Origin of the sequence: Streptomyces sp. NPDC102467 (assembly GCF_044765445.1) — a bacterium.
Classification (GTDB): Bacteria; Actinomycetota; Actinomycetes; order Streptomycetales; family Streptomycetaceae; genus Streptomyces.
In genome coordinates this window covers 100765-115118 of the sequence record NZ_JBIWKA010000004.1, presented here as the reverse complement: position 1 = coordinate 115118, position 14354 = coordinate 100765, and the positions used below count along the sequence as shown (strand labels likewise).

At 69.8% G+C, this 14354-nt stretch carries 12 protein-coding genes; 11 read left to right on the top strand and 1 reads right to left on the bottom strand.

Annotation, left to right across the window (positions count from 1 at the left end; genetic code table 11):
• Positions 1 to 79 precede the first annotated feature (79 nt).
• The 5 genes from ACIREE_RS09085 to rpsD all read left to right on the top strand — a co-directional run bounded on the left by ACIREE_RS09085 (position 80) and on the right by rpsD (position 5271).
• A complete protein-coding gene (locus tag ACIREE_RS09085; protein ID WP_404148478.1) occupies positions 80 to 790 on the top strand; it encodes an MBL fold metallo-hydrolase in 711 nt (236 codons plus the stop codon).
• 12 nt (positions 791 to 802) lie between these two features.
• Positions 803 to 2065 (top strand): histidine--tRNA ligase, encoded by a 1263-nt coding sequence (gene hisS / locus ACIREE_RS09080; protein WP_404148476.1) that lies wholly within the window; start codon positions 803 to 805, stop codon positions 2063 to 2065.
• A 156-nt stretch (positions 2066 to 2221) separates the two neighbouring features.
• Positions 2222 to 2872, top strand: coding sequence for a vitamin K epoxide reductase family protein (locus tag ACIREE_RS09075; RefSeq protein ID WP_404148473.1), 651 nt, complete (start codon positions 2222 to 2224; stop codon positions 2870 to 2872).
• A gap of 57 nt (positions 2873 to 2929) precedes the next feature.
• A complete protein-coding gene (locus tag ACIREE_RS09070; protein WP_404148470.1) occupies positions 2930 to 4288 on the top strand; it encodes a replication-associated recombination protein A in 1359 nt (452 codons plus the stop codon).
• A gap of 368 nt (positions 4289 to 4656) precedes the next feature.
• Entirely contained in the window at positions 4657 to 5271 is a 615-nt protein-coding gene (gene rpsD / locus ACIREE_RS09065) for a 30S ribosomal protein S4 (RefSeq protein WP_356495324.1), read from the top strand.
• 30 nt (positions 5272 to 5301) lie between these two features.
• On the opposite strand, the gene ACIREE_RS09060 is transcribed toward rpsD, so the two are convergent.
• Positions 5302 to 7521, bottom strand: coding sequence for an ATP-binding protein (locus ACIREE_RS09060; RefSeq protein ID WP_404148467.1), 2220 nt, complete (start codon positions 7519 to 7521; stop codon positions 5302 to 5304).
• A 182-nt stretch (positions 7522 to 7703) separates the two neighbouring features.
• Here ACIREE_RS09060 and ACIREE_RS09055 point away from each other — a divergent pair, with 182 nt between their 5' ends.
• The 6 genes from ACIREE_RS09055 to ACIREE_RS09030 all read left to right on the top strand — a co-directional run bounded on the left by ACIREE_RS09055 (position 7704) and on the right by ACIREE_RS09030 (position 14298).
• Positions 7704 to 8150 carry a DUF948 domain-containing protein gene (locus tag ACIREE_RS09055; protein ID WP_404148464.1) on the top strand — a complete coding sequence of 149 codons (447 nt, stop codon included), beginning with the start codon at positions 7704 to 7706 and terminating at the stop codon, positions 8148 to 8150.
• Positions 8151 to 8157: 7 nt separating this feature from the next.
• Positions 8158 to 8496, top strand: coding sequence for a DUF6167 family protein (locus ACIREE_RS09050; protein ID WP_404148463.1), 339 nt, complete (start codon positions 8158 to 8160; stop codon positions 8494 to 8496).
• On the top strand, positions 8496 to 11168 hold the full coding sequence (gene alaS, locus ACIREE_RS09045; protein ID WP_404148460.1) for an alanine--tRNA ligase: 2673 nt from the start codon (positions 8496 to 8498) through the stop codon (positions 11166 to 11168). The genes ACIREE_RS09050 and alaS overlap by 1 nt, the downstream gene beginning before the upstream one ends.
• Positions 11168 to 11632 (top strand): Holliday junction resolvase RuvX, encoded by a 465-nt coding sequence (gene ruvX / locus ACIREE_RS09040; RefSeq protein ID WP_404148457.1) that lies wholly within the window; start codon positions 11168 to 11170, stop codon positions 11630 to 11632. The genes alaS and ruvX overlap by 1 nt, the downstream gene beginning before the upstream one ends.
• 133 nt (positions 11633 to 11765) lie before the next feature.
• Positions 11766 to 13484: an endolytic transglycosylase MltG gene (mltG, locus tag ACIREE_RS09035; RefSeq protein ID WP_404148454.1), complete on the top strand. Its 1719-nt coding sequence runs from the start codon at positions 11766 to 11768 to the stop codon at positions 13482 to 13484.
• Positions 13465 to 14298 (top strand): shikimate dehydrogenase, encoded by an 834-nt coding sequence (locus tag ACIREE_RS09030; protein WP_404148452.1) that lies wholly within the window; start codon positions 13465 to 13467, stop codon positions 14296 to 14298. The genes mltG and ACIREE_RS09030 overlap by 20 nt, the downstream gene beginning before the upstream one ends.
• Positions 14299 to 14354: the final 56 nt, after the last annotated feature.

Below are 14354 nucleotides of genomic sequence, written 5' to 3'. Positions count from 1 at the left end.
TTCCGTTGTCGCGACGGCACCCCGCTGAGACACAGCCGTACAGCCGTACCGACATACCGACGACATACGAAGGACGATCGTGCTGATTGCCGGGTTCCCGGCCGGAGCCTGGGGCACCAACTGTTATCTGGTCGCCCCCGCCGCCGGTGAGGAGTGCGTGATCATCGACCCGGGCCACCAGGCCGCCGAGGGAGTCGAGGAAGCGCTCGAGAAGCACCGGCTCAAGCCGGTCGCGGTCGTCCTCACGCACGGGCACATCGACCATGTCGCCTCGGTCGTCCCGGTCTGCGGGGCGCACGACGTTCCGGCGTGGATCCACCCCGCCGACCGCTACATGATGAGCGACCCGGAGAAGGGCATCGGCCGCTCCATCGGCATGCCGCTGATGGGCGAGCTCACCGTGGGGGAGCCCGACGACGTGCGGGAGCTGTCCGACGGCGCGGCCCTGAAGCTCGCCGGGCTCGACTTCACCGTCGCGCACGCGCCCGGCCATACCAAGGGGTCGGTGGCGTTCCGGATGCCCGAGACCGCGGAGATTCCGCAGGTGTTCTTCTCGGGCGACCTGCTCTTCGCCGGCTCCATCGGACGCACCGACATGCCCGGTGGCTCCATGGACGACATGCTCGAATCGCTGGCCCGTGTGTGCCTGCCGCTCGACGACTCGACCGTGGTCCTCTCCGGGCACGGCTCCCAGACGACCATCGGCCAGGAGCGCGCCACCAACCCGTATCTGCGGCAGGTGGCCGCCGGCCAGGGACCCTCGACCGAGGCTCCCCGACGAGGAATGTGACGAAGACTTCCCGTGAGCACCTTTCAGGCCCCCAAGGGCACGTACGACCTGATTCCGCCGGACTCCGCGAAGTTCCTCGCCGTGCGCGAGGCGATCTCCGGCCCGCTGCGCAACTCCGGCTACGGCTACATCGAGACGCCCGGCTTTGAAAACGTCGAGCTGTTCGCGCGCGGTGTCGGTGAGTCCACCGACATCGTCACCAAGGAGATGTACGCCTTCGAGACCAAGGGCGGCGACAAGCTCGCGCTGCGCCCCGAGGGCACCGCCTCCGTACTGCGCGCGGCCCTGGAGGCGAACCTGCACAAGGCGGGCAACCTCCCGGTCAAGCTCTGGTACTCGGGCTCGTACTACCGCTACGAGCGCCCCCAGAAGGGCCGTTACCGTCACTTCTCCCAGGTCGGTGCCGAGGCGATCGGTGCCGAGGACCCGGCTCTGGACGCCGAGTTGATCATCCTGGCCGACCAGGCGTACCGCTCGCTCGGCCTGCGCGACTTCCGCATCCTGCTCAACTCGCTGGGCGACAAGGAGTGCCGTCCCGTCTACCGGGCCGCCCTCCAGGACTTCCTGCGCGGCCTCGACCTCGACGAGGAGACGCTGCGCCGTGCCGACATCAACCCGCTGCGCGTCCTCGACGACAAGCGGGCCGACGTACAGAAGCAGCTCGTGGGCGCGCCCTCGCTGCGCGACTACCTGTGCGACGCGTGCAAGGCCTACCACGAGCAGGTGCGTGAGCTGCTCATTGCCGAGGGGGTCCCCTTCGAGGACGACGAGAAGCTCGTGCGCGGCCTCGACTACTACACCCGTACGACCTTCGAGTTCGTCCACGACGGTCTCGGCTCGCAGTCCGCGGTGGGCGGCGGCGGCCGCTACGACGGTCTGTCCGAGATGATCGGCGGCCCGTCGCTGCCGTCCGTCGGCTGGGCCCTCGGTGTCGACCGCACGGTCCTCGCCCTGGAGGCGGAGGGCGTAGAGCTCGAACTGCCCTCCACCACCAGCGTGTTCGCGGTGCCGCTCGGTGACGAGGCACGCCGCGTCCTGTTCACCAAGGTGACGGAGTTGCGCCGGGCCGGGGTCTCCGCGGACTTCTCGTTCGGGGGCAAGGGCCTCAAGGGCGCCATGAAGAACGCCAACCGCTCGGGCGCCCGGTACACGATCGTCGCCGGTGAGCGGGACCTCGCCGAGGGTGTCGTGCAGCTCAAGGACATGGAGTCCGGCGAACAGGCCGCTGTCGCGGTGGACGAGATCGTGGCTGTCCTGAAGAGCAAGCTCGGCTGATCCCGGGCACGTCCGGCGTCCCGCCGGGTCAGGAGCGGGGTCCGGGGTCGCACCCCGCGACCCCGCTCCTTATGTGCATCGAACGGTGCGCAGCGGTGCCCGTACGGCACAATGACCCTGCCCGCAGGCCCCACTACCCACCCACGGATCGGCGTGATGAGCAAGACGACGAACACCGCGACAGCAAGCGACAGCGTCTCCCGCGACACCGGCGCCGGAAGCGGGACGCGTTCCGTCGGCGGCAGCCGCGCGTTCGCGCTGCTCCTGGTGATCACCGGAGCGGCGGGCGTACTCGCCGCGTGGGTCATCACGCTCGACAAGTTCAAGCTCCTGGAAGACCCGAGCTTCACGCCGGGCTGCTCCATCAACCCGGTCATCTCCTGCGGCAACATCATGAAGAGCGACCAGGCGTCGGTCTTCGGCTTCCCGAACCCGATGCTCGGCCTCGTCGCGTACGGCATCGTGATCTGCGTCGGCATGAGCCTGCTCGCGCGGGCGAGCTTCCCGCGCTGGTACTGGCTCGTCTTCAACGCGGGCTGCCTCTTCGGCGTCGGATTCGTCACCTGGCTGCAGTTCCAGTCGCTGTACCGGATCAACGCGCTGTGCCTGTGGTGCTCCCTCGCCTGGGTCGCCACGATCCTGATGTTCTGGTACGTCACGTCGTTCAACATCCGCAACGACTTCCTGCCGGCCCCGCGCTGGCTCAAGACCTTCTTCGCGGACTTCACCTGGGCGCTGCCGGTCGTGCACGTCGGCATCATCGCCGTGCTGATCTTCACGCGCTGGGGCGACAAGCTCTGGGCCTGACCGCCCGAGAAGCCGCCGCCCGCGGCGTTGTCACTGCCGTGACATAGGGTTTTGTCCGTGGAGCCCGACCTGTTCACCGCCGCAGCCGAAGACCGCCAGGAGAAGGACCCGTCCGCGAGCCCCCTGGCCGTCCGGATGCGCCCGCGCACCCTCGACGAAGTCGTCGGCCAGCAGCACCTGCTCAAGCAGGGCTCGCCGCTGCGCCGCCTGGTCGGCGACGGCGGGTCGGGCCCGGCCGGGGTGTCGTCGGTGATCCTCTGGGGTCCGCCGGGCACCGGCAAGACCACCTTGGCGTACGTCGTCTCGAAGGCCACGAACAAGCGGTTCGTGGAGCTGTCCGCGATCACCGCGGGCGTCAAGGAGGTCCGTGCCGTCATCGAGGGCGCCCGGCGCGCGATGGGCGGTCACGGCAAGGAGACCGTCCTCTTCCTCGACGAGATCCACCGCTTCAGCAAGGCCCAGCAGGACTCGCTGCTGCCCGCCGTCGAGAACCGCTGGGTGACGCTGATCGCGGCGACCACGGAGAACCCGTACTTCTCGGTGATCTCCCCGCTGCTCTCCCGCTCCCTCCTGCTCACCCTCGAACCGCTCACCGACGACGACCTGCGCGGCCTGCTGGCCCGGGCGCTGGCCGGCGAGCGGGGCCTCGGCGGCGCCCTGGCGCTCGACGAGGACGCCGAGGAGCACCTGCTGCGGGTCGCGGGCGGTGACGCGCGCCGCGCGCTGACGGCCCTCGAAGCGGCCGCAGGGGCGGCTCTCGACAAGGGTGAGGCGTCCATCACCCTGGAGAGCGTCGAGGAGACGGTCAACCGCGCGGCGGTGAAGTACGACCGGGACGGCGACCAGCACTACGACGTGGCGAGCGCCCTGATCAAGTCGATCCGCGGCTCGGACGTGGACGCGGCCCTGCACTACCTGGCCCGCATGATCGAGGCCGGCGAGGACCCGCGCTTCATCGCGCGCCGGCTCATGATCTCGGCCAGCGAGGACATCGGCCTCGCCGATCCGACGGCGCTGCCCACCGCGGTCGCCGCGGCCCAGGCCGTCGCGATGATCGGCTTCCCAGAGGCCGCCCTCACCCTGAGCCACGCGACGATCGCCCTGGCCCTGGCCCCGAAGTCGAACGCGGCGACGACCGCCATCGGCGCCGCCATGGAGGACGTACGCAAGGGTCTTGCGGGTCCGGTTCCGCCGCACCTGCGCGACGGCCACTACAAGGGCGCCGCCAAGCTCGGGCACGCGCAGGGGTACGTGTATCCGCACGATGTGCCGGGCGGCATCGCGGCGCAGCAGTACGCGCCGGACGCGATCGCCGGGCGGCGGTATTACGAGCCGACGCGGTACGGGGCCGAGGCGCGGTACGCGGATGTGGTGGAGCGGGTCCGGGAGCGGCTGCGGGGCGAATCGGGCGGCTGAGCGGCTGCCCGGTGATCTGCCCCGAGCACATCCGGTAGACTCCTTCGAAGTGCTGCGTCCCGCGCCCGGTGTCCCGAAAGGGAGACCGGCATCACCAGAGCGGGACATTCAGCCGGATCCCCCACACCGTAAGGCAAGGGGATCCAGGAGCGTCGCGCACCTTCGAAGGTGTCGCGGGCAGCCCACCACCCTCCCGGTTGTACGGGAACAGGTCGGTGGGCCACTCGCGTGCTGCACGTATGTGCCCAGATTCGGGAGCGGCTGCCCTGCGCGTCCTTGTGACGTGAGGGGTTTCCCGAGCTGCGGATGCGACCTCCCCAAACCCTGGTGAAGCCGTATTCGCATCGAAAACATGAGGTGTTTGGTTCATGACGAACCAGTCCCGCCCCAAGGTCAAGAAGTCGCGTGCCCTCGGCATCGCGCTGACCCCGAAGGCCGTCAAGTACTTCGAGGCCCGCCCCTACCCGCCGGGCGAGCACGGCCGTGGCCGCAAGCAGAACTCGGACTACAAGGTCCGTCTGCTCGAGAAGCAGCGTCTGCGCGCGCAGTACGACATCAGCGAGAAGCAGATGGCCCGCGCCTACGACCGCGCCAAGAAGGCCGAAGGCAAGACCGGCGAGGCCCTGGTCATCGAGCTCGAGCGTCGTCTTGACGCGCTCCTGCTGCGTTCGGGCATCGCCCGCACGATCTACCAGGCCCGCCAGATGGTCGTCCACGGCCACATCGAGGTCAACGGTGGCAAGGTCGACAAGCCGTCGTTCCGTGTCCGTCCCGACGACGTCGTGATGGTCCGCGAGCGCAGCCGCGAGAAGCCGCTGTTCCAGGTCGCGCGTGAGGGTGGCTTCGCCCCCGACGGCGAGACCCCGCGTTACCTCCAGGTGAACCTGAAGGCCCTGGCCTTCCGCCTGGACCGTGACCCGAACCGCAAGGAGATCCCCGTGATCTGCGACGAGCAGCTCGTCGTCGAGTACTACGCCCGCTGATCGACCGGCGGACGTAGCTCACCCTGCGTTTCAACCCGTCGTCTCCCCGCCGTTCGCGGTGGGGGAGGCGGCGGGTTCGCGCTTTTCCGGGGTGCTCCGACGCGCGGTGCGCACCGCCGCCGTCGCGGGCTTGTGCCCCCCTCGGCCGAGCGCCCGGGCCACGGCCTCGTCGTGCGCCAACCGCTCGCCCGTACGCGCCAGTTCGTCGAACCGGGCGTCGCCCAGGTCCGCGCGGGCGCGCGTCTCGCAGAGCTGGTGCGGCTCGTTGTAGTGGCCCGAACCGAACAGCGGCAGCCCGACCGACGGCCAGATCCCGCCCGCCGCGCCCTGCAGCACCGCGGCCTCCGCCGCGTCCCCTTCCGTCAGCGTGATCAGCGCGAGCAGTTCCATCGCCAGCACCGAGCCGAGCAGATCGTGGAACTCGTGGTCGATGGCCAGGCACTCCTCGAGGAGCCGCCGGGCCCGCAGCAGATCGCCCTTGTGCCAGGCCGCGTAGGCCAGGACATAGAGCGCGTACGCCATGGTCCAGCGCTCGCCGTGGTCCTCGCACACCTGCCGCACGTCCTCGCACAGCGACACGGCCTCCGCCAGATCCCCCTGGAACGCCACCGCCATCGCCAGCTCGACCTGCCCCATCAGCACATTGCTGTTGAGCTCGCCGATCTCGCGGTAGCTGGTGAGCGCCGCCCGCAGCAGCCGCTCGGCGCGCGGCATGTCGTCCGTGACCAGGGCCAGGCAGCCGGTGCGGTGCACCGCGTAGGCGAGCGCCGTCGCGTCGCCGCCGCGCTCCGCCTCGTCGTGGCACTCCTGCAGCGCCGCCAGGGCGGGCACGGTGTCGCCCTGCAGGATCGCCACGTACCCGAGCACCCACAGGGCCTTGAGACGGGAGGCGCCGTAGTCCAGGGCCCCGTCGGCCTCGTTCTCGTCGGCGGGATCGGCCAGGTCGACACTGCGCTCCAGCCAGTGCCGGCCCTCCGTGAGCCGCCCGCAGCCCGCCCAGTAGAACCAGAGCGTGCCCGCCAGATACTGGCCCAGATGCGTCTCGCCCGGTTCGGTGAGGCAGAACTCGAGCGCCGCCCGCAGATTCGGCAGCTCCGCGTCGATCCGCGCCGCCACCTCGTTCTGCCGTGGCGAGAACCAGTCCAGCTCGCACCAGGTCGCCAGGCCCATGTACCAGTCGCGGTGCCTGCGCCGCATCCGGCAGCTGTCGCCGGTCTGGACCAGCCACTCGGCGCCGTACGCCCGCACCGTGTCCAGCATCCGGTAGCGCACCCCGGCCGGCGATTCCTCCCGGATGACCACGGACTGGGTGAGCAGCTCGTGCAGCACGTCCAGGACGGCGTCCGCGTGCAGCCCCTCGCCGCTGCAGATGTACTCGGCCGCCTCCAGGTCGAACTGCTCGGCGAACACGGAGAGCCGCGCCCACAGCAGCCGTTCCTGCGCCGTGCACAGCTCGTGGCTCCAGCCGATCGTCGTACGCAGCGTCTGGTGGCGTGGCAGCGCGTCCCGGCAGCCTCCGGTCAGCAGCCGGAACCGGTCGTCCAGGCGCTCCATCAGCTGGGTCGGCGACAGGGCCCGCAGCCGTCCCGCGGCCAGCTCCACCGCCAGCGGCAGACAGTCCAGGCGCCGGCACACCTCCAGGACGTCGACCAGGTGCCCGTCGTCCAGGCTGAAGCCGGGGAGCTGCGCCGTCGCCCGGTCCGCGAACAACTCCGTGGCGTCCTCAGGTGTCAGCGGCGCCAGCGGGAACAGGTGCTCGCCCTCCAAGGAAAGCGGCCTGCGGCCCACCGCGACGACCCGCAGCCCCGGCGCGGCCCGCAGCAAGTCGCGTACGAGCGAGGCGCACGCGTCCACGAGATGCTCGAACCCGTCGACGACGAGCACGAGTTGCCGCTCGGCGAGATGGTCGACAAGCACCCGGCGCGGCGGGCGCGTGGTGTGATCGGTCAGCCCGAGCGCTTCGAGGACGGTGTATTCGACGAGCTCCGGCTGCCGCACCGAGGCCAGTTCCACCCGCCACACGCCGTCCCGGCGCAGCCGCTCGGGGGCGCGGGCGGCGACATGCGCGGCGAACCGCGACTTGCCGACACCACCGGCGCCGGTGACCGTCACCAGCCGCGCGGACTCCAACGTCCTTTGCAGGGCGCCGAGTTCGGCCGCGCGGCCGACGAAACGATTCATTTCGTGCGGAAGGTTGCCGGGACGCGGAGGTGTGGTGAGGGGGCCATCGGGGCGCGGAGAACGTCGCATCAGGAACGGAGCGTACTCATCCGTACGCACTCCGTACAATCTCTCCGGTCGAAATGACCCCGCGCGGGGCCGGGATGCGGTAGGGAGTGCGGGGCGGGGCGCGATAGGCTCGGGGGACGACTTTTCGATGTCCGGGTTCGATGTCCAGGTTCGATCGCAGGCAAGCTAGGGAGCGGTGCCAAGTGTCCGGTGGAGAGGTGGCCGGGATCCTCGTGGCCGTCTTCTGGGCGATCCTCGTCTCCTTCCTCGCGGTGGCGCTCGCGAGGCTGGCCCAGACGCTCAGGGCGACCACGAAGCTGGTCGCGGACGTGACCGATCAGGCCGTCCCGCTGCTCGCCGACGCCTCCGACGCGGTGCGCTCCGCGCAGACCCAGATCGACCGGGTCGACGCCATCGCCTCGGACGTCCAGGAAGTCACGTCGAACGCATCGGCGCTCTCCTCCACCGTGGCCTCCACCTTCGGCGGCCCGCTGGTCAAGGTGGCCGCGTTCGGTTACGGGGTGCGCCGGGCCATCTCGGGCCGCACCAAGGACGCGCCCGCCAAGCAGACCCGCCGCACCGTGATCGTGGGGCGCCAGGTGCCGCAGGCGCGCCGGACCAAGCGGGCCAACCGGAATAAGAGGGACTGAACCAGCGATGTTCCGCCGTACGTTCTGGTTCACCGCGGGCGCCGCCGCCGGCGTGTGGGCCACCACCAAGGTCAACCGCAAGCTCAAGCAGCTGACGCCCGAGAACCTCGCCGTCCAGGCCGCCAACAAGGCGGTCGAGGCAGGCCACAGGCTCAAGGACTTCGCTCTCGACGTCCGCGACAACATGGCCGACCGCGAGGCCGAACTCGGCGACGCGCTGGGCCTCACCGGCCCGGTGGATCCCGAGCTGCCCGTGCGGCGCTTCGCGGTCGTCGAGAACCACGCCGCACCACCCCCCAAGTACATCGAGACGCACCCGTACAACAATCGGAATGAGGACCACTGATGGAGTCGGCTGAAATCCGTCGCCGCTGGCTGAGCTTCTTCGAGGAGCGTGGTCACAAGGTCGTGCCCTCGGCGTCGCTCATCGCCGACGACCCGACTCTGCTGCTCGTGCCGGCGGGCATGGTCCCGTTCAAGCCCTACTTCCTGGGCGAGGTCAAGCCGCCCGCGCCGCGCGTCACCAGCGTGCAGAAGTGCGTGCGTACGCCGGACATCGAAGAGGTCGGCAAGACGACCCGCCACGGCACGTTCTTCCAGATGTGTGGCAACTTCTCGTTCGGCGACTACTTCAAGGAAGGCGCCATCAAGTACGCCTGGGAGCTGCTCACGTCGCCCCAGGACAAGGGCGGTTACGGCCTGGAGCCGGAGAAGCTCTGGATCACCGTGTACTTGGACGACGACGAGGCCGAGCGCATCTGGCACGAGGTCGTCGGCGTGCCGAAGGAGCGCATCCAGCGTCTGGGCAAGAAGGACAACTTCTGGTCCATGGGCGTCCCCGGACCGTGCGGCCCCTGCTCCGAGATCAACTACGACCGCGGCCCCGAGTTCGGCGAAGAGGGTGGGCCGATCGTCAACGACGAGCGGTACGTGGAGATCTGGAACCTGGTCTTCATGCAGTACGAGCGCGGCCAGGGCATCGGCAAGGAGGACTTCGAGATCCTCGGCGACCTGCCGTCGAAGAACATCGACACGGGTCTCGGCCTCGAGCGTCTCGCCATGATCCTGCAGGGCGTACAGAACATGTACGAGACGGACACCCTCCGCGTCGTCATGGACAAGGCCACCGAGCTGACCGGTGTGCGCTACGGCGCCAAGCACGACTCGGACGTCTCGCTGCGCGTGGTCGCCGACCACATCCGCACCTCTGCCATGCTCATCGGCGACGGCGTGACCCCCGGTAACGAGGGCCGCGGTTATGTGCTGCGCCGCATCATGCGCCGCGCCATCCGCAACATGCGCATCCTGGGCGCCACGGGCCAGGTCGTGAACGACCTGATCGGCGTCGTCATCGACACGATGGGCGAGCAGTACCCGGAGCTGATCTCCGACCGCAAGCGCATCGAGACCGTCGCCCTCGCCGAGGAGGCCGCGTTCCTCAAGGCCCTCAAGGGCGGCACGAACATCCTCGACACCGCCGTCACCGAGACCAAGGCCGCAGGCCAGAAGGTCCTCGCCGGCGACAAGGCGTTCCTGCTGCACGACACCTGGGGCTTCCCGATCGACCTCACCCTGGAGATGGCCGCAGAACAGGGCCTCTCCGTGGACGAGGACGGTTTCCGGCGTCTGATGAAGGAGCAGCGCGAGCGGGCCAAGGCCGACGCGCAGGCCAAGAAGACCGGCCACGCCGACATGGGCGCCTACCGCGAGATCGCGGACGCCGCCGGCGCCACCGACTTCATCGGCTACTCCTCGACCGTGGGCGAGTCCACCATTGTCGGCCTGCTGGTGAACGGCGCCTCGTCGCCCGCCGCCACCGAGGGCGACGAGGTCGAGGTCGTCCTCGACCGCACCCCGTTCTACGCCGAGGGCGGCGGCCAGATCGGCGACACCGGCCGCATCAAGCTGGACAACGGCGCGGTGATCGAGATCCGCGACTGTCAGAAGCCGGTCCCGGGCGTGTACGTCCACAAGGGCGTCGTGCAGGTCGGCGAGGTGACCGTCGGCGCCCCGGCCCAGGCCGTCATCGACGTGTCCCGCCGCCGGGCCATCGCCCGCGCCCACTCCGCTACGCACCTCACGCACCAGGCGCTGCGCGACGCACTCGGCCCGACGGCCGCCCAGGCCGGTTCGGAGAACCAGCCGGGCCGCTTCCGCTTCGACTTCGGTTCGCCGTCCGCCGTGCCCACGGCCGTGATGACGGATGTCGAGCAGAAGATCAACGAGGTGCTGACCCGCGAGCTCGACGTGCAGGCCGAGGTCATGTCGATCGACGACGCCAAGAAGCAGGGCGCCATCGCCGAGTTCGGCGAGAAGTACGGCGAGCGCGTCCGCGTCGTCACCATCGGCGACTTCTCCAAGGAGCTGTGCGGCGGCACGCACGTGCACAACACCGCCCAGCTCGGCCTGGTGAAGCTGCTCGGTGAATCGTCCATCGGCTCCGGTGTGCGCCGCATCGAGGCCCTGGTCGGCGTCGACGCGTACAACTTCCTCGCCAAGGAGCACACGGTCGTCGCCCAGCTCCAGGAGCTGGTCAAGGGCCGCGCCGACGAGCTGCCCGAGAAGATCTCCGCGATGCTCGGCAAGCTCAAGGACGCCGAGAAGGAGATCGAGAAGTTCCGCGCGGAGAAGGTCCTCCAGGCCGCCGGCGGTCTCGTCGACTCCGCCAAGGACGTCCGCGGTGTCGCGCTCGTCACCGGCCAGGTCCCGGACGGCACGTCCGCCGACGACCTGCGCAAGCTGGTCCTCGACGTGCGGGGCCGCATCCAGGGCGGCCGCGCCGCGGTCGTCGCCCTCTTCACCACGGTCAACGGCAAGCCGCTCACGGTCATCGCGACGAACGACGCGGCCCGTGACCGCAAGCTCAAGGCCGGCGACCTGGTCCGCACCGCGGCCAAGACCCTCGGCGGCGGTGGCGGCGGCAAGCCGGACGTCGCCCAGGGCGGCGGCCAGAACCCGGCCGCCATCGGCGACGCCATCGACGCCGTCGAGCGCCTCGTCGCGGAGACGGCCGGCTGATGCGCAGAGGCCGCCGGCTGGCGATCGACGTGGGGGACGCCCGGATCGGGGTCGCGTCCTGCGACCCCGACGGGATCCTCGCCACTCCTGTCGAGACGGTGCCGGGACGTGATGTCCCGGCCGCCCACCGACGGCTGAAGCAGCTGGTCGAGGAGTACGAGCCGATCGAGGTCGTCGTCGGACTCCCGCGCTCCCTCAAGGGGGGCGAGGGCCCGGCGGCCGTCAAGGTCCGCGCCTTCGCGACGGAGCTGGCGAAGGGCATCGCTCCCGTTCCGGTACGACTGCTGGACGAGAGGATGACCACAGTGACGGCCAGTCAGGGGCTGCGCGCTTCGGGCGTCAAGTCCAAAAAGGGCCGCTCTGTCATCGATCAGGCGGCGGCCATCGTCATCCTCCAGCAGGCACTGGAGTCCGAACGGGCGTCAGGTAGTACCCCGGGCGAGGGCGTCGAAGTGGTCATCTGATCGCGATACGGTAACGTTCCGCGCGATCGGCGGCGTTCGAACAGTCGCCGCACAGCATCAAGAGGCGGAACGGTTGCCCTCGTGACCGGACCGGACATGGGTTCCTCCCCGCCTCGCGGCTTGTAGGGGATCGATGACTGAGTATGGCCGGGGCCAAGGCTCCGAACCGTGGCACCCTGAGGATCCCCTGTACGGGGACCAGGGGTGGGGGCAGCAGGCCGGACACGGCCAGCCTGCCTACGGCGGCCAGGGGCAGTACGACCCTCAGCAGCCGCATCAGCAGCAGCCGCAGCAGGCATACGAAGGCGACTGGGGGACGGGACACCAGTCCGGGTACGGGCAGGGCCCGGGATACGGCCAGGATCCGAACTACGGTCAGGACCCGCAGTATGGCCAGGACCCGAACTACGGGCAGAACCCGGGGTACGGGCAGCAGTCTTACGGGGGGCAGCAGGGGCAGGGCGGCTGGGACGCCGGCGGCCGGCACGGTCAGGTCCCGTACGGCTCCGACCCCATGGACCCGTACAACACCGGTCACTCCGCGGCGTACAACGGTGAACAGCCGGACTACTACAACACCCCCGGCGCCTACCCGCCGCCCGAGCCGCCGGGCCGTCGCCGCGCGCCCGAGCCCGAGCCCGAGCAGACCGAGTGGGACGCGGGCCCCGACCAGGGTGAACACGCGTTCTTCAGCGGCGGCGATGACGACGAGGACGACGACGAGCGGGAGAGCCGTGGCAACCGTCGCGGACGCGGCGGCAAGAAACCGAAGAAGCGCCGCAGCGGCTGCGCCTGCCTGGTCCTGACCGTGGTCTTCGCGGGCGGCATCGGGGGCGTCGGCTATTTCGGCTACCAGTTCTACCAGGACCGGTTCGGCTCGGCGCCCGACTTCTCGGGCGGGGGGAACGGTGAGAACGTCACCGTCGTCATCCAGAAGGGCTGGGGCGGCTACGACATCGGGCGCGCGCTCAAGGAGGCGGGCGTCGTCCAGAGCGTCGACGCCTTCGTGGCGGCGCAGTCGGCGGACCCCAAGGGCAAGTCGATCCAGGCCGGCGCCTATGTGCTGCAGAAACAGATGTCGGCCGCGAGCACGGTCGATCTGCTCCTCAGCCCGAAGGCCCGCGCCAACCTGACGATTCCCGAGGGTATGCGCAACGCCACGGTCTACGCGAAGATCGACGACAGGCTCGGGGTGGCCAAGGGCACGACGGCGGGGGTCGCGAAGAGCGACTACAAGAGCCTCGGTCTGCCCGACTGGGCGATGAACCACGCCAACCTGAAGGATCCGCTCGAGGGTTTCCTCTTCCCGTCCAGCTACGCGGCCGCCAAGGGCATGAAGCCCGAGGACGTCCTGAAGGACATGGTCTCGCGGGCCAACGACAAGTACAGCGAGCTCGGTCTGGAGAGCAAGGCCAAGAGCCTCGGCCTCGAGAGTCCTTGGCAGGTGCTCACCGTGGCCAGCCTCGTCCAGGCCGAGGGCAAGACCCACGAGGACTTCCAGCGGATGGCGGAGGTGGTCTACAACCGCCTCAAGCCGTCGAACACGGAGACCAACCAGCTCCTGCAGTTCGACTCGACCTTCAACTACCTCAAGGGTCAGAGCAAGATCAACATCGGCGAGTCCGAGATCAACAGCAACAGGGACCTGTACAACACCTATACGCGCAAGGGTCTCCCGCCCGGGCCGATCGACAACCCCGGCGACGAGGCGTTCGCGGCGACGCTCAAACCGACGACCGACGGCTGGATGTATTTCGTGGCCACGGACGGCATGGACAAGACGGAGTTCGCGAAGACCCACGCCGAATTCGAGAGGCTGAGGGACAAGTTCAATGCCAGCCAGGGCGACTGACGCGCGCAGGGCGGCCGTACTCGGCTCGCCCATCGCGCACTCCCTCTCCCCACAGCTGCACACCGCGGCGTACACGGCACTGGGCCTGGACGACTGGGCGTACGGCCGGTTCGAGGTCGACGAGGCGGCCCTTCCGGGGTTCCTCTCGGAGCTCGGGCCCGAGTGGGCCGGACTCTCCCTGACCATGCCGCTCAAGCGGGCCGTCATTCCGCTGCTCGACGGGATCACCGACGCGGCCGCGTCCGTGGAGGCCGTGAACACCGTGGTGTTCCATGCCGACGGGCGCAGGACCGGCGACAACACCGACATCCCCGGGCTCGTGGCCGCGCTGCACGAACGCGGCGTCGACAAGGTCGAGTCGGCCGCGATCCTAGGCGCCGGCGCCACCGCCTCGTCGGCGCTCGCCGCGCTCTCCCGCATCTGCCCGGGCGAGGTCGTCGCCTACGTACGCAGCGCACAGCGGGCCGAGGAGATGAGCGGCTGGGGCGAGCGGCTCGGGGTCGCGGTGCGCACCGCCGACTGGTCGGACGCGGCGCGGGCTTTCGAGGCACCGCTGGTGATCTCCACGACACCCAAGGGCGGCACGGACCATCTGACGGGCGACCTGCCCGAGCGGGTGGGAACGCTGTTCGACGTGGTGTACGACCCCTGGCCGACGGCGCTCGCGGCGGCCTGGCAGGACCGGGGAGGCCCGGTCCTCAGCGGTCTCGATCTCCTGGTGCACCAGGCCGTCTTCCAGTTCGAGCAGTTCACGGGTGAGATGCGGCCGGTGCTCGACGCGATGCGCGAGGCGGCGCTGCGGGCGCTCGGCTGACGCGAGCACGCCTCGTCCGGAGGGCGGACAGGGCGACAGCCCGCCTGCGGGGCATG

Excerpts from the sequence above, each read along its gene's own strand:
- ACIREE_RS09075 (WP_404148473.1), top strand. The coding sequence starts at position 2,222 with ATGAGCAAGACGACGAACACCGCGACAGCAAGCGACAGCGTCTCCCGC.
- rpsD (WP_356495324.1), top strand. The coding sequence starts at position 4,657 with ATGACGAACCAGTCCCGCCCCAAGGTCAAGAAGTCGCGTGCCCTCGGC.
- ACIREE_RS09060 (WP_404148467.1), bottom strand. The coding sequence starts at position 7,521 with ATGCGACGTTCTCCGCGCCCCGATGGCCCCCTCACCACACCTCCGCGT.
- ACIREE_RS09050 (WP_404148463.1), top strand. The coding sequence starts at position 8,158 with ATGTTCCGCCGTACGTTCTGGTTCACCGCGGGCGCCGCCGCCGGCGTG.
- alaS (WP_404148460.1), top strand. The coding sequence starts at position 8,496 with ATGGAGTCGGCTGAAATCCGTCGCCGCTGGCTGAGCTTCTTCGAGGAG.
- ruvX (WP_404148457.1), top strand. The coding sequence starts at position 11,168 with ATGCGCAGAGGCCGCCGGCTGGCGATCGACGTGGGGGACGCCCGGATC.
- mltG (WP_404148454.1), top strand. The coding sequence starts at position 11,766 with ATGACTGAGTATGGCCGGGGCCAAGGCTCCGAACCGTGGCACCCTGAG.
- ACIREE_RS09030 (WP_404148452.1), top strand. The coding sequence starts at position 13,465 with ATGCCAGCCAGGGCGACTGACGCGCGCAGGGCGGCCGTACTCGGCTCG.